At 47.0% G+C, this 19,976-nt stretch carries 17 protein-coding genes; 6 read left to right on the forward strand and 11 right to left on the reverse strand.

Features of this window, described 5'->3' with window-relative positions; genetic code table 11:
* Positions 1–475: 475 nt before the first annotated feature.
* Both RGU72_RS12330 and RGU72_RS12335 read left to right on the forward strand, forming a co-directional pair.
* Positions 476–1,717, forward strand: coding sequence for an MFS transporter (locus RGU72_RS12330; RefSeq protein WP_322121632.1), 1,242 nt, complete (start codon positions 476–478; stop codon positions 1,715–1,717).
* 228 nt (positions 1,718–1,945) lie between these two features.
* Positions 1,946–3,517 carry an oligopeptide:H+ symporter gene (locus tag RGU72_RS12335; protein WP_322120011.1) on the forward strand — a complete coding sequence of 524 codons (1,572 nt, stop codon included), beginning with the start codon at positions 1,946–1,948 and terminating at the stop codon, positions 3,515–3,517.
* 298 nt (positions 3,518–3,815) lie between these two features.
* Here the strand turns inward: RGU72_RS12335 and ybeY are convergent, their stop codons facing one another.
* From ybeY to RGU72_RS12355, 4 genes are all read right to left on the reverse strand, one after another.
* A complete protein-coding gene (gene ybeY / locus RGU72_RS12340; protein ID WP_322120012.1) occupies positions 3,816–4,268 on the reverse strand; it encodes an rRNA maturation RNase YbeY in 453 nt (150 codons plus the stop codon).
* Positions 4,268–5,428 (reverse strand): PhoH family protein, encoded by a 1,161-nt coding sequence (locus tag RGU72_RS12345; protein WP_322120013.1) that lies wholly within the window; start codon positions 5,426–5,428, stop codon positions 4,268–4,270. The genes ybeY and RGU72_RS12345 overlap by 1 nt, the downstream gene beginning before the upstream one ends.
* Before the next feature lie 83 nt (positions 5,429–5,511).
* The gene (miaB, locus tag RGU72_RS12350) at positions 5,512–6,855 is read right to left on the reverse strand and encodes a tRNA (N6-isopentenyl adenosine(37)-C2)-methylthiotransferase MiaB (RefSeq protein ID WP_322120014.1); all 1,344 of its coding nucleotides are present in this window, start codon (positions 6,853–6,855) and stop codon (positions 5,512–5,514) included.
* Positions 6,856–7,032: 177 nt separating this feature from the next.
* On the reverse strand, positions 7,033–7,395 hold the full coding sequence (locus tag RGU72_RS12355) for a hypothetical protein (protein ID WP_322120015.1): 363 nt from the start codon (positions 7,393–7,395) through the stop codon (positions 7,033–7,035).
* A gap of 660 nt (positions 7,396–8,055) precedes the next feature.
* On the opposite strand from RGU72_RS12355, the gene RGU72_RS12360 reads away from it, so the two are divergent.
* From RGU72_RS12360 to RGU72_RS12375, 4 genes are all read left to right on the forward strand, one after another.
* The gene (locus RGU72_RS12360) at positions 8,056–8,352 is read left to right on the forward strand and encodes a hypothetical protein (protein WP_322120016.1); all 297 of its coding nucleotides are present in this window, start codon (positions 8,056–8,058) and stop codon (positions 8,350–8,352) included.
* An 81-nt stretch (positions 8,353–8,433) separates the two neighbouring features.
* Positions 8,434–10,605, forward strand: a complete 2,172-nt coding sequence (locus RGU72_RS12365; RefSeq protein WP_322120017.1) for a tetratricopeptide repeat protein — start codon at positions 8,434–8,436, stop codon at positions 10,603–10,605.
* Between the two features lie 226 nt (positions 10,606–10,831).
* Positions 10,832–11,344, forward strand: a complete 513-nt coding sequence (locus RGU72_RS12370; RefSeq protein ID WP_322120018.1) for a flavin reductase family protein — start codon at positions 10,832–10,834, stop codon at positions 11,342–11,344.
* Between the two features lie 45 nt (positions 11,345–11,389).
* The gene (locus RGU72_RS12375; RefSeq protein WP_322120019.1) at positions 11,390–11,647 is read left to right on the forward strand and encodes a SemiSWEET transporter; all 258 of its coding nucleotides are present in this window, start codon (positions 11,390–11,392) and stop codon (positions 11,645–11,647) included.
* A 45-nt stretch (positions 11,648–11,692) separates the two neighbouring features.
* On the opposite strand, the gene RGU72_RS12380 is transcribed toward RGU72_RS12375, so the two are convergent.
* From RGU72_RS12380 to RGU72_RS12410, 7 genes are all read right to left on the reverse strand, one after another.
* Positions 11,693–12,730 carry an L-threonylcarbamoyladenylate synthase gene (locus RGU72_RS12380; RefSeq protein WP_322120020.1) on the reverse strand — a complete coding sequence of 346 codons (1,038 nt, stop codon included), beginning with the start codon at positions 12,728–12,730 and terminating at the stop codon, positions 11,693–11,695.
* Positions 12,731–12,782: 52 nt separating this feature from the next.
* Complete coding sequence (locus RGU72_RS12385) at positions 12,783–13,988, reverse strand: 5-(carboxyamino)imidazole ribonucleotide synthase (RefSeq protein WP_322120021.1); 1,206 nt, start codon at positions 13,986–13,988, stop codon at positions 12,783–12,785.
* A 486-nt stretch (positions 13,989–14,474) separates the two neighbouring features.
* A complete protein-coding gene (gene purE / locus RGU72_RS12390; protein WP_322120022.1) occupies positions 14,475–15,002 on the reverse strand; it encodes a 5-(carboxyamino)imidazole ribonucleotide mutase in 528 nt (175 codons plus the stop codon).
* 2 nt (positions 15,003–15,004) lie between these two features.
* Positions 15,005–15,901: a phosphoribosylaminoimidazolesuccinocarboxamide synthase gene (locus RGU72_RS12395; RefSeq protein WP_322120023.1), complete on the reverse strand. Its 897-nt coding sequence runs from the start codon at positions 15,899–15,901 to the stop codon at positions 15,005–15,007.
* A gap of 103 nt (positions 15,902–16,004) precedes the next feature.
* Entirely contained in the window at positions 16,005–17,069 is a 1,065-nt protein-coding gene (gene fba, locus RGU72_RS12400; RefSeq protein ID WP_322120024.1) for a class II fructose-bisphosphate aldolase, read from the reverse strand.
* Between the two features lie 121 nt (positions 17,070–17,190).
* Positions 17,191–18,624 (reverse strand): pyruvate kinase, encoded by a 1,434-nt coding sequence (pyk, locus tag RGU72_RS12405; RefSeq protein ID WP_322120025.1) that lies wholly within the window; start codon positions 18,622–18,624, stop codon positions 17,191–17,193.
* A 74-nt stretch (positions 18,625–18,698) separates the two neighbouring features.
* Complete coding sequence (locus RGU72_RS12410) at positions 18,699–19,892, reverse strand: phosphoglycerate kinase (RefSeq protein ID WP_322120026.1); 1,194 nt, start codon at positions 19,890–19,892, stop codon at positions 18,699–18,701.
* Between the last annotated feature and the right edge of the window lie 84 nt (positions 19,893–19,976).

Here is a 19,976-nt window from a genome sequence, read left to right on the forward strand (position 1 = left end):
CTGAACAGACATTGGGCTAATTCAGTATTGGATTTCATTTTAATGATTTTAGATTTGCTGGTGCCGCTGGTGACGGGATGGAATGTCAACACACCGGTACACGCGTCTCCATGATTAGAGGCAAGGGTCTTCCCCTCTGCTAACAACAGGAGCTTTAATACGTCACTGAGTACCAGAAAAATCCTCAAACAAAGTCAAAGATCATGCTATTCTGCTTTCTTGAAAAGGATTTCATAAATTTTGACTGGCGTAATTTGTGCCTGAATTCCGCTTAAAAATCTGGCAATAAAATAGTTTGCGGCAAAGACTGCAAACAAAAAAGTATCCTAAGGACGAGACTATGCAAAACACCCTTCCCGACGCCCTGCCTGGTGGCACGGCAATACCTCCTGCTGCGCATACGCCTGCAGAAAAAACCGCCCACACTCGGGTGAAACGCTCCCCGTTATTCTGGGTGCCTACCGGTTATTTCACGATGGCCTTGACGTATATGACGCTCACTAGCGTGACCGCCATCATGTTTAAGAATATGGGCATGGACAACGGTAAAGCGGCGGAATACGCCAGCTACCTGATTCTGGCGTACACCATCAAGCCGCTATTCGCGCCGTTTGTGGAGATGTATAAAACCAAGAAGTTTTTTGTGATCTGCACCCAGATTGCGGTGGCGCTTGGTTTTTTTGGTGTGGCGATCGTAATGTCCTTGCCTAGTTATATGGCGATTTTGATGGTGTTGTTCTGGATCATTTCATTTTTAGGCGCCACGCAAGATATTGCCTCGGATGGTGTGTATGTCACCTCGCTCGACAGCAAAACCCAATCACTGTATTGCGGCATACAGGGACTAAGCTGGAACATCGGCCCCATTATCGCATCCGGCGGCCTGGTCTATCTAAGTGGAAAATTGCATGCCGATGTGTTCCATCATGACCCAAAAGTATTCGGACCAGAATGGGTAGATGCCTGGCGAATCATTTTTTTCATCGTAGCAGGCGTGACTATTCTGATGGCGTTCTGGCATATGCGCGTAATGCCTGACGGCGCCAAAGCAGAGAACACACCAACCAACGCCCGTGCTGCGATGCATATTATGTGGGATTCGTTTGTCACATTTTTCCAAAAGCGCGATGTCTGGTTGATGATCGCGTTTGCTTTTCTATTCCGCCTGAGTATCGGCTTTCTGGAAAAAATCGGCCCCTTCTTTATGGTCGATCCGATTGCTAAAGGCGGCTTGGGTTTATCCAATGAGCTGCTGGGGATTATTTATGGCACCTATGGATTGATCGCTGTGCTGCTGGGTTCTGTACTTGGCGGAATTTTTCTGGCACGCCGTGGCTTACAGCCTTCTTTATTTATCTTGTGCTGCGCAGTGAATATCCCTAACGTGACATTTTTGCTGATGAGCCTGTATCAGCCAAGCAGCCTGCTAGCGATTACCGCCGGTGTGGCAATTGAAAAATTCTTTTTTGGATTTGGCTCAGTCGGCTTCATGATTTATTTAATGCAGCAACTGGCTCCGGGCAAATACACCACAACGCACTACGCTTTTGGTACCGGCTTAATGGGTTTGTGCATGCTGGTGACTGGCGTTATCAGCGGTCACTTACAACAGTTGTTGGGCTACACCAGCTACTTTACGTTTGTGATGATCGCGACAATCCCCTCGTTTCTGGTGTGCTGGTTTGCGCCCTTCCATCAAAAGGAAAAGACTGACTAGAACGCAGCGAATCCAGGCAATCCAAGCACTTTGCCTGACGACTCACAGAACTAGGTAGACATACTGCTTGACATCCATTTGTTCGACTGGCGATACTGCGTTGCTGCGACAAGTGCTCTAAATCTCAATTATCCATTGAGATCTTCGATCACTAAAAATAAAACGGCCCAGCAATGACTGAGGCCGTTTTGTTGTCCATCACCATAAAACTAAAAAATGGAGAAATGCATGAGTCAAACAATAGAAGAAACCCACACGCCGACAGACCCGGCAAAAATGCCAAAGCAAATTCCCTACATCATCGCCAGCGAGGGCTGCGAGCGCTTCAGCTTTTATGGCATGCGCAATATTCTCACCCCATTTTTGATCACGAGTTTATTGTTGTCGATGCCAGAAGCGATGCGCAAAGATATGGCAAAAGAAGTATTCCATACCTTTGTGATTGGCGTGTATTTTTTTCCTTTGCTGGGCGGTTGGCTGGCAGATCGGTTTTTCGGTAAGTACAACAGTGTGTTCTGGCTGAGTCTGGTGTATTGCGCGGGGCATGCTTGTCTGGCGGTTTTTGACGATAACCGCAACGGCTTTTACACCGGATTGTTTTTAATCGCGCTAGGCTCAGGCGGGATTAAACCATTAGTTGCGTCGTTTGTGGGTGACCAGTTTGATCGCAGCAATAAACATCTGGCGCAAAAAGTGTTTGATGGCTTTTACTGGATTATCAATTTCGGCTCATTCTTTGCGTCGCTTCTGATGCCGATATTTCTGAAGCAGTTTGGTGCCAGCGTGGCGTTCGGCATTCCGGGTATCTTGATGTTGATTGCTACGATCATCTTCTGGTCGGCACGTAAGCGCTATATACATGTGCCTCCCGTAGCGAAAAATCCTGACTCCTTTTTAAACGTAGTCCGCACTGCGTTGATGAGCGCAGCACCAGGACAAAGTCGTAATGGCCTCATCCTCGCAGCGCTGGGTGGCGTGCTCGCGGTTGGTGGTTTATTGATGACACCCAATATCGGCATCGTTGCAGCATTATGTTTAGGCTTGGTGCTGGTGCTGGGCTTTGGCGGGCTGGGCGCCTGGATACAACTGGATCGTGCACGTGGCGTACATCCTGATGAAGCCGTAGATGGAGTGCGCTCCGTATTACGTTTGCTGGTGGTGTTTGCTTTGGTAACGCCGTTTTGGTCGCTGTTTGATCAAAAGGCATCGACCTGGATTTTGCAAGCTGATCAGATGACCAAGCCAGACTGGTTTCAATCAGCGCAGATGCAAGCCCTAAATCCTATGCTGGTGATGTTATTAATTCCGTTTAACAATCTGATCCTGTATCCGATTCTAAAACGTATGGGTATTGAGCTGACTGCGCTACGCCGCATGGGATTAGGGATCGCTTTCTCAGGGCTTGCGTGGATCGTCGTTGGTCTGATGCAAGTGGCGATTGATGGTGGCAATCCTTTGTCGATCACCTGGCAAATCTTGCCTTATGCTTTGCTAACGTTTGGCGAAGTATTGGTGTCGGCAACTGGCTTGGAATTTGCCTACAGCCAGGCACCGCTGGCGATGAAAGGTGTGATCATGAGCTTTTGGAATTTGTCCGTTACCATCGGCAACTTATGGGTACTGTTAGCCAATTCCAGCGTCAAGAGTGAAGCAGTCACTACGCAAATTCAAAGCACAGGGATGAGTGTGACTGCGTTCCAAATGTTCTTCTTTGCTGGCTTTGCATTATTAGCAGCGCTGGCATTTGCGCTGTATGCGAAAAGCTATTTGCTAGTCAGTCATTATCGAAAAGCGGTGTGACATTGCATCTGACTTGACCGCAAATAAGCTACATGTAAGCTAGAGATATACTCCCTCTCCCGCCTGCGGGCGAGGGGAGTTAAATGCTGGGGCTTTTTAGTTGTGGATGAGATAGTCAGAGATCATTCAAAAATGCGTTTAAATCAATATACTCCCCACTATTTTCTTAAAAATAGGCTCATCGTCCAATTAATACCTGGACAATTAAATATACATAGTGGGAGTATGATTTAATCTCGAATAAAGACAAGACTAGATTCAGCGTTCAGAAATAGCGACAACCGCCTACAACCTAGGATTACAAATACGGATTTGGCCAACCCAAGTCAGCCAGAATCTCGATCTCTAAGGCTTCCATCTCTTCTGCTTCTTCGTCGGTCTCGTGGTCATAACCCTGGGCGTGTAAAACGCCATGGACGACCAGATGAACCGCATGTTCTTCTACCGATTTTTTTTGCTGCTGTGCTTCACTCAGCAAGACATCTGTGCAAAAAATGATGTCTGCCTGCGTTACTTCGGCGTCTTCATCTTCGGTGTAAGCAAAGGTCAGTACGTTAGTCGCATAGTCTTTGCCGCGATAATCACGATTTAAGGTCTGGCCTTCTTCTGCATCCACAAATCGTAAAGTCAATTCTGCGGGAGCAAACAGCGCCGCCTGTATCGCTTTGCGTAACAGAGGCCGCGGTAGATTTTCTTTTAAGCGAGGATCAGGATATTGAACGGATAAACTGAGTTTGTGTTTTGCTGCCATTATTTTTTACGTCCGTGCGCCGAACTCAACGGCGTTGCTTGTTTTAAAGTGCCGAGATCGGCGTTATGTGCATTGGCTGTTTCATAGGCATCGACAATTCTGCCCACCAAGGGGTGACGCACCACGTCGGCACTGGTGAAGCGGGCGAAGCCGATGCCCCGGACTTCATTGAGTACCTGACATGCATCAACCAAACCGCTACGCTGACCGCGTTGTAAATCAATCTGTGTGACATCGCCGGTAACTACGGCTTTACTACCAAAGCCAATACGGGTCAAAAACATTTTCATTTGCTCTGGCGTCGTATTTTGCGCTTCATCCAGAATAATGAAAGCGTGATTTAAAGTGCGACCACGCATGTAAGCCAACGGCGCAATTTCTATCGACTGTTTTTCAAACATCTTTTGCGTGCGATCAAAACCAAGCAAGTCGTACAGCGCATCGTATAAAGGTCGCAGATAAGGATCAACTTTTTGTGCCAGATCGCCCGGCAAAAATCCGAGGCGCTCACCTGCTTCGACCGCAGGACGCGTCAAGACGATACGCTTGACCGCATCGCGCTCCAGAGCATCTACCGCGCAGGCAACTGCCAAGTAAGTTTTGCCGGTACCGGCAGGACCTATGCCAAATGTGATGTCGTGCTCAACAATTGCTTTGAGGTAGAGATTTTGATGTGGTGTACGTCCACGCAAATCTGCCCGGCGAGTTTTGAGGATAGGTCCTTCTGCCGCTGCATCTAAGTCAAACTCAGCGTCACCATCCACACCGTCCGTATCGACTAAAGGCGCAACGACTTTAACGATTTTCTTCGCCGCGCTGGCTTTCGTGGCCTTGCCCACAGGGGCGGCAATGTCAGGATTGTTCGCCAACTTAGCCTTGGCATTATTGGTTGCCCGTTGCTCGACCAAGGCTAATTGCACTTCATCGATAGAGATGATTTTTTTTGCTTTGGTATAAAAATGCTCAAGGATGTCCAGCGCATTTTGCGCATTGTGACCACTAACGACAAACTTATCACCACGCCGGAAAATACTGACATCTAAAGCGGCCGAAATCTGCCGCATGTTTTCATCCAAAGGCCCGCACAAATGCGCCAATCGGGTGTTGTCCATCGGCTGCGGCATGAAGTGCAAAACAGGAACAGGCATTTTTGGTTTCATCAATAGGTTGTTGGATCGGTTGTTGAAGTGATGCTTAGACTCATTCTGATCTTACGTTAATCGAATTATTTAACCCTGCTGGCTCAGTTGACTTCCAACAATTCGGAAATCAATTCACCGCGCAAAGAGTAATTGTAGGACTCCGTAATTCTGGTATTCACTAGCTGCCCGATCAGGCTTGCTGGCCCGGCGAAGTTGACTACACGGTTGTTCTCAGAACGGCCTTGCAATTCATTCGGATCCTTAACCGATGGACCCTCAACCAGAATGCGCTGCACTGTACCGATCATTGCGTTACTGTATTTTTTGGTATTGCTGTCGATCACTGCTTGTAGATGTTGCAGGCGTTTTAATTTAAGCTCATGCGGCGTATCGTCAGCCAAACTCGCTGCAGGCGTACCCGGGCGTTTGCTGAAAATAAAGCTAAAGCTATTATCGAAACCGATGTCGTCAATCAACTTCATCAAGGCATCAAAATCTTCTTGCGTCTCGCCGGGGAAGCCAACGATAAAATCAGACGAAACAGAAATATCAGGACGCACCGCACGCAGGCGGCGCAGAACTGACTTGTATTCAATCGCTGTGTAGCCGCGTTTCATCGCGGACAAGATGCGATCCGAGCCATGCTGTGCCGGCAAGAAAACATGATTCGCAATTTTAGGAATCTTGGCAAATGCATCGATCAGGCGCTGGTTAAATTCTTTAGGATGGCTGGTGACAAAACGAATACGTTCAATCTGCGGGAACTCGGCAATATATTCCAGCAACAGCGCAAAGTCGGCGATTTCGCCATCGTCCATTTTGCCGCGATACGCATTGACGTTTTGGCCCAGCAGCGAAATCTCTTTGACGCCCTGCTCTGCCAGCCCGGCAACTTCTGCCAGAACATCGTTGAATGGACGCGAGACTTCTTCACCACGCGTGTAAGGTACAACGCAGTAACTGCAATACTTACTGCAACCTTCCATGATCGATACAAACGCCGTCGCGCCTTCTACTTTCGCAGGCGGCAAATGATCGAACTTTTCAATTTCAGGAAAACTGATATCGACTTGCGAACGTCCGCTGGTACGACGATCATTCAGCAATTGTGGCAAACGATGCAAAGTTTGCGGACCAAATACCACATCAACATAAGGCGCACGCTTGATAATCGCCGCACCTTCTTGCGAGGCGACGCAGCCACCGACACCGATAATCAGATCAGGCTTGTTGCGCTTAAGTTCACGCAAACGACCCAGATCAGAAAACACTTTTTCAGAGGCTTTTTCACGCACGCTGCATGTGTTGAGCAGAATGACATCGGCATCTTCTGCTTTATCAGTTTTGATCATACCCTCGGAGGCATGGAGCACATCGTTCATCTTGTCCGAGTCATACTCGTTCATCTGACAACCGAAGGTTTTAATAAATACTTTTTTTGGCATGACGGTTTGATTCTTCTTAATATTACTTATTTAGTTTTGTTTTAGTTTTGCTTTGGGGAGCTTCTAAAAACCTCTTAATCGAGATGCAGCGCTAGGCGCAAAACATAGCAATACGTCGGTATTGCGAGGCTTTGCAACAACGCGATGCGCTCGGGTAAGAGGTTTTTAGAAATCCCATTAGTTTTGTTTTAGTTGTTTGCTTATATCCACATTCGCTTCTTGCACAGTCAAAATCCAGATACGCTCTATCTCACCATACTCATTCGCAAGATAGTTAATCTTTAAGGTGGCGTTCGGCAAAGTAGCGGGCAATACCAGCAAACCTAGTTCGTTAAAAATACGGGTAGAAGGCCGGGTAACTTGAACCTTGCCATCAATCACAATGTCCGGATAAGCAGAGGCAGTTAATACGCCACGCTTGGTACCAATTGGAAAAGTGCGCGGATCGGCATGCGCCACACTCAAAACCAAGCTTAAACTACCCAATAACATCATTGCGCAACAACGTCGCAGCAGGGAAAATACAGGCATTCTCAACATAGGATTAGCTCTTCCAAAATAGACAAACAAATCAACAACTTATGCAAATTCTGCAAGGTCGTTTGCAGGGTCTTTTGAGGGCGCAAGTTTAACACATGCGGGCTGAACCGCTTGTTAGGCCAGACAAGAACTTTTTAGCTGGTTTTATTATGAGCTTACAAATAAGCAAACGCTTCTTATTCCGGGCTGAAATATATGTTTTTAGAATTTATAGTTTGATGACTGAGTGAATAAACCGTAAGCCTGATGCCATCTCTGACTATTTTACTGGTTTGGGAACCTTCCTCTGCTCATTTATACTTACCAAGTAATTTCAGTTAGATTGTATTGTGCTAACGTATTTTTAATGGCAGCCGACTTGAGCTTAATCGTATTAAGATCATCATTGCATTTTAGCCAACCAGTGATGAGGAAGATGAGAGATTTGCAGCTTAGCAAAAATAAACACATCAGAATGCCATTGCCGTGGACCAGCTTTTGCTAAACTATATCGTTTGAATTTGCTGCAATTCTGTCGAGAAAATTGAATTTCTCTAAAAATATTTTTATCAATCGCATCAAAGATGATTTTCGAGATTCTCAAAAACTCCATATGTGTAAATCTGAGTTTAACTAAATAAACTTTCGTTTTTTAATTATCAAATAGTCTGTGAATTACCCATGAAAATATTTAGCTGGTTTGACGCTACTGAAGAAAAACAATTTGGCCAAATATTGGCGGAAGCTTTAATTGAGCGGACTCCTGTTGAAAGCGCAGTTGGCAAAATTCTAAATAAAAAACACGAAGCGATGCTAAATAAACTCAGTCAACTTGTGATCGAATTTAAACAAGACCGTAAAATGAACACGTATAAAAAAGCTGCCTTAGGAAATACCTTCAAATGGGAGCTGATTAAAAAGGGGTACGACAGAGAGTATGTTGATCAATTAACAAATTGGATTATCTTAAAGTTGTAATGCTTCTTTTATTTCTATTTTCAATATGGCAGTAAGAATGAATACTAATTAAATCGAAATTTATAGAAAAAACTTAAAAATATGTTCACTTGGCTAAAAAAAATTCTTACTCCACCAGTGCCAAGTAAGGATTTAGATCCGCAAATTTCAATTATAAAAAATCAAATTCCTGATGTTCGTCCTCCAGAAGTGGAAAAAACTCATAAAGAAATAGCTAATGCCTTATTAGACGCAGGGAATTTGGCGGAAGCTGAAATACATTACCAAAAAGCCATAAAGCAAAATAAAGCGGATACAAATGCATATGTGATGCTCGGTTATGTATTAAAAGAGCAAGGTAAAAGTTATGCAGCGGCACAACAACTCGAAATAGCGCTGCAATTATCGCCAGAGGACTTTGATGCCCACTACATGCTCGCATCGATGGCCAGCATCGCTGGGAGGAGGCAAGAAGCGATTCAAAGATATGAAAAAGTCATAGATTTGAAACCACAGTTCCAGCTGGCATACCGGGAATACAGTTATTTAATGGCTCAAACTGGAGATCTTGAGAAGGCGCAAAGTATTGTTGATTTAGCGCTCACTCATATCCCAGATGAAGCTGATTTTTATTTAATTAAAGGCGATATATTTATACGTCAGCACCTTGTTGACTCTGCTATTTTGGCATATCAAAAAGCAATTTCTATACGCTCAGACTTCAGTCAAGCTTATCTGCAATTAAGTCTCGCATTTGAATCTAAAGGAAAATTAACCGATGCTTTTGAAAATGCGGACAAAGCGACTTCATTAAATCCAGAAAACTTAGCGGCCTTAGTTACACGCGGCAATATGTTAATGTTACTTGAGCGAGGAAATGAGGCTTTGGCTAGCTTTAAAGCAGCTCTAAAAATAAAGCACGATTGTGTCGAGGCATTAGTGAATAGTGGCATTTTATTGCAATTGCAACATCAAAATTCAGAGGCTTTAAAATATTACCAGCTAGCATTAGATGCCCAGCCTAATTTAGCGATCGTTTGGCATAACAAAAGCGTCATAGAGTTCGATCATGGTCATTTAGATATGGCGATGAAAGACGTAGAATGCTCACTTGAGATTGATCCCAGATTTTGTGATGCAGTTCATCATAAGGGATTAATTCTTACCGCTCTAGGCCGTTATTACGAGGCGCTTTCTCAGTTTGCGAAGGCTTTACAGATAGATTCTCAGCACTTGTTGACGTTTTTTAACCGGGCAAAAACATATCAAAAACTTGAGATGCACGAAGAAGCTTTGCTTGATTTTGCTGAGGCCATACGCATTCAACCTGATTTTGCTAAGGCTCACTTTGACGAAAGCTTTAGTCGCCTGGTGCTAGGCGATTTCCTGAAAGGATGGGCAAAATACGAATGGCGCTGGAAATGCTCGCCATTCGTGGAAGGAAAGCGACATTTTATTGTGCCTTTATGGCTAGGTGAGCAACCGTTAAAAAATAAAACCATTTTGCTTTATGGTGAACAAGGGTTAGGCGATACGATTAATTTTGTGCGTTATGTCACATTAGTAGCGAAATTGGGCGCGCGCGTGATACTCGAAGTGCAGGCATCATTAAAAACTTTACTCAAAAATTTCGATGGAGCCGCAGAAGTATTTGCTCAAGGTGAAGTGCTGCCGTCTTTTGATTACCATTGTCCGCTTCCAAGTTTACCTTGTGCCTTTAATACAGCTTTAGAAACGATTCCGGTACAAGAAAAATATTTTGATATTGATGAAATCGCACCCGATGCAGCAACACGCTGGCAACTTAAAGTTGGTCAGTCAACAGATAAAAAGGTAGGCATAGTATGGTCAGGCAATCGAGATCACCAAAACGATAAAAATCGATCCATCCCTTTTTCAGAGTTTTCAAAAATCATTGTAGAGAACGTACAGTTTTTTAGTCTTCAAAAGGAAGTTAGATCACGAGATCAGACGGCTCTAGATCAGCAGACTTCGGTCAAGCAATGGGGTGGTGAATTAACAGATTTTGTGGAAACTGCGGCGCTCATTTCAAAACTGGATTTGGTTATTGCTGTCGATACTTCGGTCGCACATCTTGCAGCATCGCTTGGAAAACCTGTATGGCTACTTGTCCCGTTTAATCCTGATTGGCGCTGGATGCATAACAGATCAGACAGCCCATGGTATAAAACCGTAACCCTATTTCGACAAAAGGAAACTGGAAACTGGAATGATGTTCTTGAAGAAATCGCCATGAGATTGGCCTCAATTTAAATTAAAGTCCTCGTCTCAAAAATGTATTTTTCTATACTGTAATAGCTCAGACAGGACTAATCGATATATGTCACTCCATATTTATGGACACTGATTAGATAATTAATTAAGGAGCAAAATAAAACTACTAGTTTGATGCATAGATTAGTTGGCATACGGAGCAGAATGGGCGTGAGCAATCTAATGAAAAATACCGGATAATGCCCAAAATAAATCTGGAAACCCAATGCATACTCGCTCCCCCCGCGCTGCTAAGCGCGAATTTGATACCCCCCACTTTCGTCAGGCTTTGTCGCAGTTTGCGACTGGCGTGACGGTGATTACGACTCGTCTGGCAGACGGGACTTATTTGGGTCTGACAGCCAGTTCCTTCAATTCTGTCTCACTCGATCCGCCGCTGGTGTTGTGGAGTCTGGCAAATACGTCAAGTAGCATGGACGCTTTTAGCGGCAATTCTCACTATGTTGTGAATATTTTGTCATCCGAACAGGCTTGGGTTGCAGAACAATTTGCCAGTCGTAAAAAAGATCGGTTTGAGGGGGTAGATTATCGTTTGTCTCGCACCGGTCATCCTATTTTAGTTGGTGCATCTGCTTGGTTTGAGTGTCATAATCGCAGCCGCTATCCAGAAGGTGACCATGTGATTTTTGTCGGCGAAGTAGAGCATTGTGAATTTACTCCGCAAGCCCCGCTCATTTATCATTCTGGTCAATTTTTGCCGCCGCAATCCACACCGTAGCGATAGCATAACTACGGCAACCATACTGATACTGCCAAGTAAATGATGCCTCAACTGACTGATCTGATCGGCTATATTGCCGCCAGCATGACGACAACTGCCTTTATTCCCCAAGCATGGATGACCTGGCGTCGCAAGCGTGCTGACGGTGTGTCACTGGGCATGTACATCATCCTGGTAGGTGGGATTGCCATGTGGCTGGCGTACGGCCTGATGCTGAACGCGCTACCGATCATCATTGCCAATTTTATTACTCTGGTGTTGGCAATATTTATTCTAGTGATGAAGCTGCTGTACAAATAGTCGCTAAGGTTTCTGTAAAACCGCGACTTAGTTCGCTTAGTTCGCTCAATTAGTGAGCAGCTTTTGTAGTACGTCACGCGAATCAAACGCAGCACGTCGCAAGCGATCGTTAACGCCTTGCCAGGCGTGATCATCCGGTAGCATTTCAACCAAAATCACATCGGCATGCGCGGCATCCAGTTCGCGCAAACCAGCATACAGATCATGCGCATACACTGACGGATCAGCAACGATCACTTTTAATGCCTGCACGTTTTGCTGAACATGTTCCTGGTAACGCATGACCGCCACTTTTTTGCCGCTATCCAGCAATTGCTGTATGGTCGATTCCAGCGTGTCTTCTGCGATTAAAACAACCGGCGTGTTTGGAGCGTAGTGCGCATCCAAGGTACCCGATGCTCTTGGTGCGGTGATATCAGGCGCGGATGGCTGTATTCCTAATACGCGTGCCAGTTCGGCGGCAGAGATGTGGCCGGGTCGCAATAATACTGGTCCGTGGGTTTCCAATCTCGTTAAATCCAAAATTGTTGACTCTATACCGACATCACTCTGACCACCGTCTAGCACTGCTGTGATCATCTGGTTCGCAAGCTCGGCTGGAAATTCATCTCGAACATGCTGCGCTGTGGTCGGACTAACATGTCCAAATTTATTTGCCGATGGCGCTGCGATACCACCTTTACCATTTTTAAACGCGCGTAACAACTGCTGTGCAACCGGATGTGAAGGGCAACGTAATCCTATTGAATCCTGACCGCCAGATACGGCGCCTGGGATATGCGCGGCACGCGTCAAAATTAAGGTCAATGGTCCCGGCCAAAATGCGGCAATCAGCCGATGTGCCTCGGCCGGAATATCGGCAGCCCAATACTGAATATCGGCCTCCGGCGCCAGATGTACGATCACAGGATGATTGGCAGGACGGCCTTTGGCTGCATAAATGGCAGCAACAGCGGACGGATTCTCTGCATCAGCACCAAGTCCGTACACGGTTTCAGTCGGAAACGCGACTAACTGCCCCGATTCCAACTGGCGGGCGGCAGATTGTATTGAGGCGTCAAACGTATTGTGCTTTGTTGACATCGTCAAACTATTCTCGCTATTCATCGTAATTTGGTCTTAAACTCGTCTGACATTAGTTCGCGATGCCAAGAATGTCGCAAGCAAGTGCCAGCGTCGCTTGTGCGTCCGCCAACTTGGGGGCAATAAAGGTGACGTGCCCCATTTTGCGTGCGCGTCGCGCTTCAGATTTGCCATATAAATGCAAATGCGTACCCGGCAAAGCGAGTAGCTTGTCCCAAGCAGGTTCGCGTGGACTGACAGCTTCACCTTCAAACCAAACGTCACCTAAAATATTTAGCATCACCGCTGGCGAATGCTGACGTACGTCAGCTAATGGCAACTGTGCCAGCGCCCTGACCTGCTGCTCAAACTGACTGGTAACACAGGCGTTGATGGTGTAGTGGCCGCTATTGTGGGGACGTGGTGCCATTTCATTGACGACCAGGGATCCGTCCTGCAATACAAAAAATTCGATGCATAAAACGCCGACGTAGGCTAATTGAGCAATGATATCCAGCGCCGCCTTTTGCGCCATCTTCGCGACGCCATCCGTGACATTTGGGCTAGGGACCGTGGTGGTGAACAAGATTCCATCGCGATGGACGTTTTCCGCAATCGGATACACCACGGCTTGACCATCAACACCGCGCGCGACTAACAACGATACTTCGTATGCAAGCGGCAGCATTTTTTCTAACACGCAGAGCTGGCCGTTCATACCGGCGACGGCTTCCACTAACTCATCGCGGTTACGGACTCTGACCTGTCCTTTGCCGTCGTAACCCATGCGTACCGTTTTTAAAATACCGGGCAACAGATCTTCACTGATCAGAGCGACGTCATTCTGATTCTCGATACGTGCATGTGGAGCCGGAAATACACCGGTGTGCATGGCACAGCGGGTGAAAAAATCTTTCTCTTGCAAGCGATCTTGTGCAACCGAAACACAAGCGCCAGAAGGAGCAACGAAGCCGTCTTGCGCCAGCATCGTCAAACTATTGGCCGGGACGTTTTCAAATTCGGTCGTTACTGCACGAGTCAGTTTGCGTAACGCGGCCAAACCAGCGGCGTCATCATAAGCGGCTTGGATATGGTGCTCAGCGACTTGCCCGGCTGGACAACCCGCTTCTGGCTCTAATACGGCGACCTGATAGCCCATGGTTTGTGCAGCATGCGCAAACATGCGCCCGAGTTGCCCACCGCCTAAAATGCCGAGACAGCTTTGCTCAGTATTCGGTAACAGGGGATGGCGCGGAGTTGTTTGAGTATCGATAGTCATGATGTTAGGCAAATATAAAACGTAATCTAAAACGGAGTCTAAAACGAAATTTGAAAATTAAACTTATGCCGGTGACGCGCGCAAAAACAGTACATACTCAGCAAATAAGTTTGCGCGACTGGCGGAGCAACGAAGATTGATCAAACACATCATGAGCCACGGCGCTTTATAATGAAACAGCGCAGAAAAACATATACTCCCCGCAAAATTTACAAAATATGGCCAATTGTCCAATGATTCTCTAGACGATTAAAAATACACCATAGGAGTATTATTTTAAGTCGCTAGAACGCTTGCTAGTTTCATCGTCTGCGCAGCAGCAAATTCAGCATCTGTTTCGATCTTTCTGCGCCTGTACCCAGCTTAATTCCCGCATGCGCTGGAATGGCGAATCCTGTAATTTTGCGTCGCGTATTTGTATTGAGTTTCACTGGGAATAACCGTGGGCGAATCAAATACACGCTCATGCGAACTCATACAACTACACTAATCCGGCAACACCATGTCACGCGCTACTTGTGTTTGCTTCAGGCGAAAATCCATCAATTTTTGTGCCAAACCTTCGTCGGTTGTCGCCAGCATAGCAATCGCTGCCAGTGCCGCATTGGCAGCACCCGCCTCGCCAATCGCAAACGTCGCTACCGGAATCCCTTTTGGCATTTGCACAATCGAGAGCAAAGAATCTTCACCGCGCAGATATTTGGATGGCACTGGCACACCCAGCACTGGAACGATGGTTTTTGCTGCGATCATCCCTGGCAAATGTGCCGCACCGCCAGCACCGGCGATGATGGCACGCAGTCCGCGCGTTCTGGCAGTTTCTGCATAGGCAAACATCTCATCCGGCATGCGATGCGCAGAGACGACCTGCGCTTCATAAGGGATGCCAAACTCTTTCAGAACAGCGACGGCATGTTGCATCACATCCCAATCGGAGGAAGAGCCCATGACGATACCGATGATCGGCGATATCAACAATGATTGCGATGGTGACTCGTTACTTGCTTGATTCATGATTAGGCCTTCAGCGTTTCGCCAGTCAGACGTTCTAATGCCTCACGATACTTTGCGGCGGTCTTGGCAATCACTTCTTCTGGCAGGGCTGGCGCTGGCGCTGTCTTTTTCCAACTCGTAATCGTTTCCAGGTAGTCGCGCACAAATTGCTTGTCAAATGACGGTGGTGATATTCCTGTTGCGTAAGAATCTGCTGGCCAGAAACGGGACGAATCTGCGGTCAAAACTTCATCCATCAGATGCAACACGCCACTGTCGTCCAGACCAAATTCAAACTTGGTATCCGCAATGATGATGCCACGAGTAGCAGCATATTCTGCGGCCTCGGTGTACAACTGAATACTGATGTCGCGGATTTTTGCAGCGAGTTCTTTACCAATCAGTTCTTCTGTTTTGGCATAGCTGATGTTCTCATCGTGCTCACCCATTTCTGCTTTTGCTGCTGGGGTAAAAATCGGTGCTGGCAACTTTGCTGCCTGTGGCAAACCGGCTGGCAAGGTGATGCCGCAAATTGCACCGGTATCCTGATAATCTTTCCATCCAGAACCGATAATGTAGCCGCGCACGACCGCTTCTACCATGATCGGTTTCAGGCGTTTTGCCACGACCGCACGACCGCGCACTTGCTCCACTTCTTCAGCAGCGACAACACTTTCCGGCGCAATACCCGTCAAATGATTTGGCACGATATGTCCGAGTTTTTCAAACCAGAAATTAGCCATCTGATTGAGTACGCGACCTTTTTCAGGAATCGGTTCATTCATGATCACATCAAACGCGGACAAACGATCGCTAGTGACGATCAGGAGTTTGTCGTCGCCGACGGCGTAGTTGTCACGGACTTTCCCGCGGCCTAGCAGCGGCAAGGAATGCAGAGTGGAATTGATTTGCGTCGTCATAATATTTACTTTTTAAAAGTACGCAGGGCGCACTGTGCGCCCCGTCTTTTTCAAATTAATTTACTGATTTGCTGCACTGATTTTGCTCAATGTAGTTACCGGCTTATTTAACCAACTGAGCCAGGCTACCTTTTTTGTATTGTTCAGCAATTTTTTCCAAAGGCATAGGCTTGATCTTTGCTGCCTGACCTTCGCAGCCAAATGACAAATAACGTGCTTTGCAGACCAGTTTAGCGGCTTCGCGTGCTGGCTTGAGGTAGTCGCGCGGATCAAATTTACCTGGATTTTCAAACAAATAACGACGGATTGCGCCGGTCATTGCTAAACGGATGTCGGTATCAATATTGATTTTACGCACGCCATGCTGAATACCGATCACGATTTCTTCTACTGGTACGCCGTAGGTTTCTTTCATATCGCCACCGAACTGGCGAATTTCTTCCAGCAGTTCTTGTGGCACTGAAGAGGAGCCGTGCATTACCAGGTGGGTATTTGGAATGCGCGCGTGGATTTCTTTGATACGGTCAATTGCCAGAATGTCGCCAGTAGGCTTACGTGAAAATTTGTATGCACCGTGTGAGGTACCGATTGCAATTGCCAATGCGTCGCATTGTGTTTGCTTGACGAAATCAGCAGCCTGATCGACGTCGGTCAGCAATTGTTCACGAGTCATTTTACCGTCGGCTCCGTGGCCATCTTCTTTGTCGCCCATCATGGTTTCCAGTGAACCGAGTACGCCCAGTTCTGCTTCTACCGTGACGCCAATTGAGTGCGAGAATTTGACGACTTCACGCGAGACTTCGACGTTATATTCGTAGCTGGCAACGCTCTTGCCGTCTTCCATCAATGAACCGTCCATCATCACCGATGTAAAGCCCGATTTAATCGCTGCCATACAAATCGCTGGCGACTGGCCATGATCTTGATGCATCACTACCGGGATGTGCGGATACGCTTCTACCGCAGCTTCGATCAGATGGCGCAGAAAAGCTTCGCCAGCATATTTGCGCGCACCGGCGGAGGCTTGCATAATGACGGGCGCGCCGACTTCATCAGCTGCTTGCATGATGGCAGTGACTTGCTCCAGATTATTGACATTAAATGCTGGTAAGCCGTAGCCATTTTCAGCGGCGTGGTCCAACAATTGGCGCATAGATACGAGTGGCATAATTTACTCCAGAGTACGATTAAAAATCTTGAATTAAAAATATAGAATTAAAAACCTCGAACTAAAAACCTCAATGCCGCATTAAAAAATCATTCAAGCTGACAGAGAATTAATTCGAGAATTAATGATCTCCGACTTTGACGATTTTCAGTGCATTGGTTCCGCCAACCTGTCCCATAGGCTCGCCCCAGGTAACAACGATCATGTCACCTTTGGTGACGATACCGTTTTGCAGCAAGATGGTTTCTGCCGATTTCAAAACGGCTTCACGGTCGCTTGAATGCGGCAAGGTATAGGTTTCTACATTGCGATATAAAGCTACCTTGCGCTGAGTCGCGATACTCGGCGTCAGTGCAAATAAAGGAATATCAATATTGTGACGACTCATCCACAGCGCGGTGGAGCCGGATTCAGTCAGCGCCACAATCGCTTTTACACGCAAGTGATATGCCGTGAATAAAGCACCGTAAGCGATGGACTGATCAATCCGGGTAAAGGTCTGATTCAAAAAATCTGCATCCAGTTTGCACTCCTGGAATTTTTCCGCCTCGACACAAATCGCTGCCATTGCCTCGACTGTTTCCACCGGATATTTACCAGATGCGGTCTCTGCCGAAGTCATCACAGCATCTGTGCCATCTAGCACTGCGTTAGCCACGTCAGATACCTCTGCCCGCGTTGGAACCGCGTTAAAAATCATCGACTCCATCATCTGGGTTGCGGTGATGGCTAATTTATTTGACGCACGCGCCATTTTGATCATGCGTTTTTGCAAGGCAGGCACAGCTGCATTGCCTACTTCTACCGCCAGATCACCACGCGCTACCATGATACCGTCGGAGGAATCAAGAATTTCCTGCAATAACGGGATCGCTTCTGCGCGTTCAATCTTGGCGATCATCATTGGCTTGTGACCATATGCCTCGCCAGCGATATTGGATAACTGGCGCGCCATTTCCATATCAGTCGCGTTTTTAGGAAAGGACACGGCAATATAGTCTGCCTGGAACGACATCGCGGTCTTAATATCTTCCATATCTTTGGCAGTCAAAGCAGGGGCAGTTAAACCACCGCCCTGGCGATTGATACCTTTGTTATTGGATAGCTCACCGCCGATTTTAGTAATCGTGTGAATTTCATTACCAATAATTTTATCGACGATTAAAACGATCAGACCATCATTGAGCAACAATACGTCGCCTGGCTTGACGTCACGTGGCAAAGCTTTGTAATCGAGACCAACGCGCTCTTGGTTACCCATGCCACAATCGGCATCCAAAATAAACTTGTCGCCGTTAGCGATCTCAATTTTGCTGTTTTCAAACTTACCGATACGGATTTTGGGACCTTGCAAATCAGCCATGATGGCGATCTCACGACCGCACTCTGCCGCGGCCTGGCGCACCAGAGTCGCGCGATCAATGTGATCTTGCGCCTTGCCATGCGAAAAATTCAGACGTACTACATTGACACCCGCTTGCAGCATGCGCTTGAGTGTCGCCAAATCACTGGAAGCTGGGCCTATCGTTGCAACAATCTTGGTTCCGCGTGCCATCTGGTCTCCTGATATTGATATCGGTTTTTAGTTTTTTACCTTGCCTTACAACTTGATCATCTTGCTTAATTTGATTACTTTGCTGCTCGTTGCAATAAAATATCGACCGCTGGCAAGGTTTTACCTTCCAAAAATTCCAGGAAAGCACCGCCGCCAGTAGAGATATAACCAATTTTGTCGGTGATCTGATATTTTGCAATCGCGGCCAAAGTGTCGCCACCGCCAGCGATGGAAAATCCCTTAGAGTCTGCAATCGCCTGTGCCAGCACTTTGGTGCCGTTACCAAACTGATCAAACTCAAATACGCCGACCGGACCGTTCCACACGATGGTGCCAGCTTGTCTGATTTGCGCCGCCAGTAAGGCAGAAGTGACTGGACCAATATCCAGAATCATGTCATCCGCTTCAACCTCATGGACTGACTTAACGGTAGCAACAGCCGTTGGAGAAAATTCTTTAGCGCAAACAACATCGGTAGGAATAGGCACCGATGCGCCGCGTTTTGCCATCATATCGATAATGGCTTTGGCTTCATCCACCAGATCCGCTTCTGCCAGTGATTTGCCGATCTTTAAACCAGCTGCCAGCATAAACGTATTCGCAATGCCGCCACCGACGATCAGGTTGTCAACTTTGTCCGCCAGCGATTTGAGTATCGTGAGTTTGCTAGAGACTTTAGAACCCGCGACGATTGCCACCAGAGGACGTGCAGGATGACCAAGCGCTTTGCCCAATGCGTCGAGCTCAGCAGACAACAACGGGCCTGCGCAAGCGACTTTGGCGTATTTGGCGATACCGTGTGTCGTGGCTTCTGCGCGATGGGCAGTGCCGAACGCGTCATTCACATAGATATCGCATAAGGCGGCCATTTTTTGCGCCAGCGCATCGTCGTTCTTTTTTTCGCCTTTATTGACGCGGCAATTTTCTAGTAAAACAACTTCTCCTGCTGCAACATCCACGCCGTCTACCCAATTTTGTTTCAGCTCGACAGCCACACCCAGCAGCTCGGATAAACGCACGGCAACCGGCGCCAGACTGTCAGCAGGTTTAAACTCGCCTTCCGTCGGACGTCCTAAATGCGAGGTCACCATCACTGCTGCACCGGCTTTTAAGGCTTGTTGTATCGCAGGAACCGAGGCGCGGATGCGCGTGTCTTCCGTGATATTGCCATGATCGTCCTGCGGCACATTGAGATCTGCCCGAATAAATACACGTTTGCCCTGGAGTTGATTGGCGGCGATCAGGTCGCTGAGTCGATTAAATTGCATGGAGTTGGCGAATGAAAGAGGTGGGAGAAAAATCTAAGTCCCGTATTCTACCAAACACCCGTCGCCGACTACACCGTTTTTAGC

Origin of the sequence: Undibacterium sp. 5I1 (assembly GCF_034314085.1) — a bacterium.
Taxonomy (GTDB): domain Bacteria; phylum Pseudomonadota; class Gammaproteobacteria; order Burkholderiales; family Burkholderiaceae_D; genus Undibacterium.

Coding starts and splice junctions, on each gene's coding strand:
- RGU72_RS12330 (WP_322121632.1), top strand. CDS start 476: ATGGCCTTGACGTATATGACGCTCACTAGCGTGACCGCCATCATGTTT.
- RGU72_RS12335 (WP_322120011.1), top strand. CDS start 1,946: ATGAGTCAAACAATAGAAGAAACCCACACGCCGACAGACCCGGCAAAA.
- ybeY (WP_322120012.1), bottom strand. CDS start 4,268: ATGGCAGCAAAACACAAACTCAGTTTATCCGTTCAATATCCTGATCCT.
- RGU72_RS12345 (WP_322120013.1), bottom strand. CDS start 5,428: ATGAAACCAAAAATGCCTGTTCCTGTTTTGCACTTCATGCCGCAGCCG.
- miaB (WP_322120014.1), bottom strand. CDS start 6,855: ATGCCAAAAAAAGTATTTATTAAAACCTTCGGTTGTCAGATGAACGAG.
- RGU72_RS12355 (WP_322120015.1), bottom strand. CDS start 7,395: ATGTTGAGAATGCCTGTATTTTCCCTGCTGCGACGTTGTTGCGCAATG.
- RGU72_RS12360 (WP_322120016.1), top strand. CDS start 8,056: ATGAAAATATTTAGCTGGTTTGACGCTACTGAAGAAAAACAATTTGGC.
- RGU72_RS12365 (WP_322120017.1), top strand. CDS start 8,434: ATGTTCACTTGGCTAAAAAAAATTCTTACTCCACCAGTGCCAAGTAAG.
- RGU72_RS12370 (WP_322120018.1), top strand. CDS start 10,832: ATGCATACTCGCTCCCCCCGCGCTGCTAAGCGCGAATTTGATACCCCC.
- RGU72_RS12375 (WP_322120019.1), top strand. CDS start 11,390: ATGCCTCAACTGACTGATCTGATCGGCTATATTGCCGCCAGCATGACG.
- RGU72_RS12380 (WP_322120020.1), bottom strand. CDS start 12,730: ATGTCAACAAAGCACAATACGTTTGACGCCTCAATACAATCTGCCGCC.
- RGU72_RS12385 (WP_322120021.1), bottom strand. CDS start 13,988: ATGACTATCGATACTCAAACAACTCCGCGCCATCCCCTGTTACCGAAT.
- purE (WP_322120022.1), bottom strand. CDS start 15,002: ATGAATCAAGCAAGTAACGAGTCACCATCGCAATCATTGTTGATATCG.
- RGU72_RS12395 (WP_322120023.1), bottom strand. CDS start 15,901: ATGACGACGCAAATCAATTCCACTCTGCATTCCTTGCCGCTGCTAGGC.
- fba (WP_322120024.1), bottom strand. CDS start 17,069: ATGCCACTCGTATCTATGCGCCAATTGTTGGACCACGCCGCTGAAAAT.
- pyk (WP_322120025.1), bottom strand. CDS start 18,624: ATGGCACGCGGAACCAAGATTGTTGCAACGATAGGCCCAGCTTCCAGT.
- RGU72_RS12410 (WP_322120026.1), bottom strand. CDS start 19,892: ATGCAATTTAATCGACTCAGCGACCTGATCGCCGCCAATCAACTCCAG.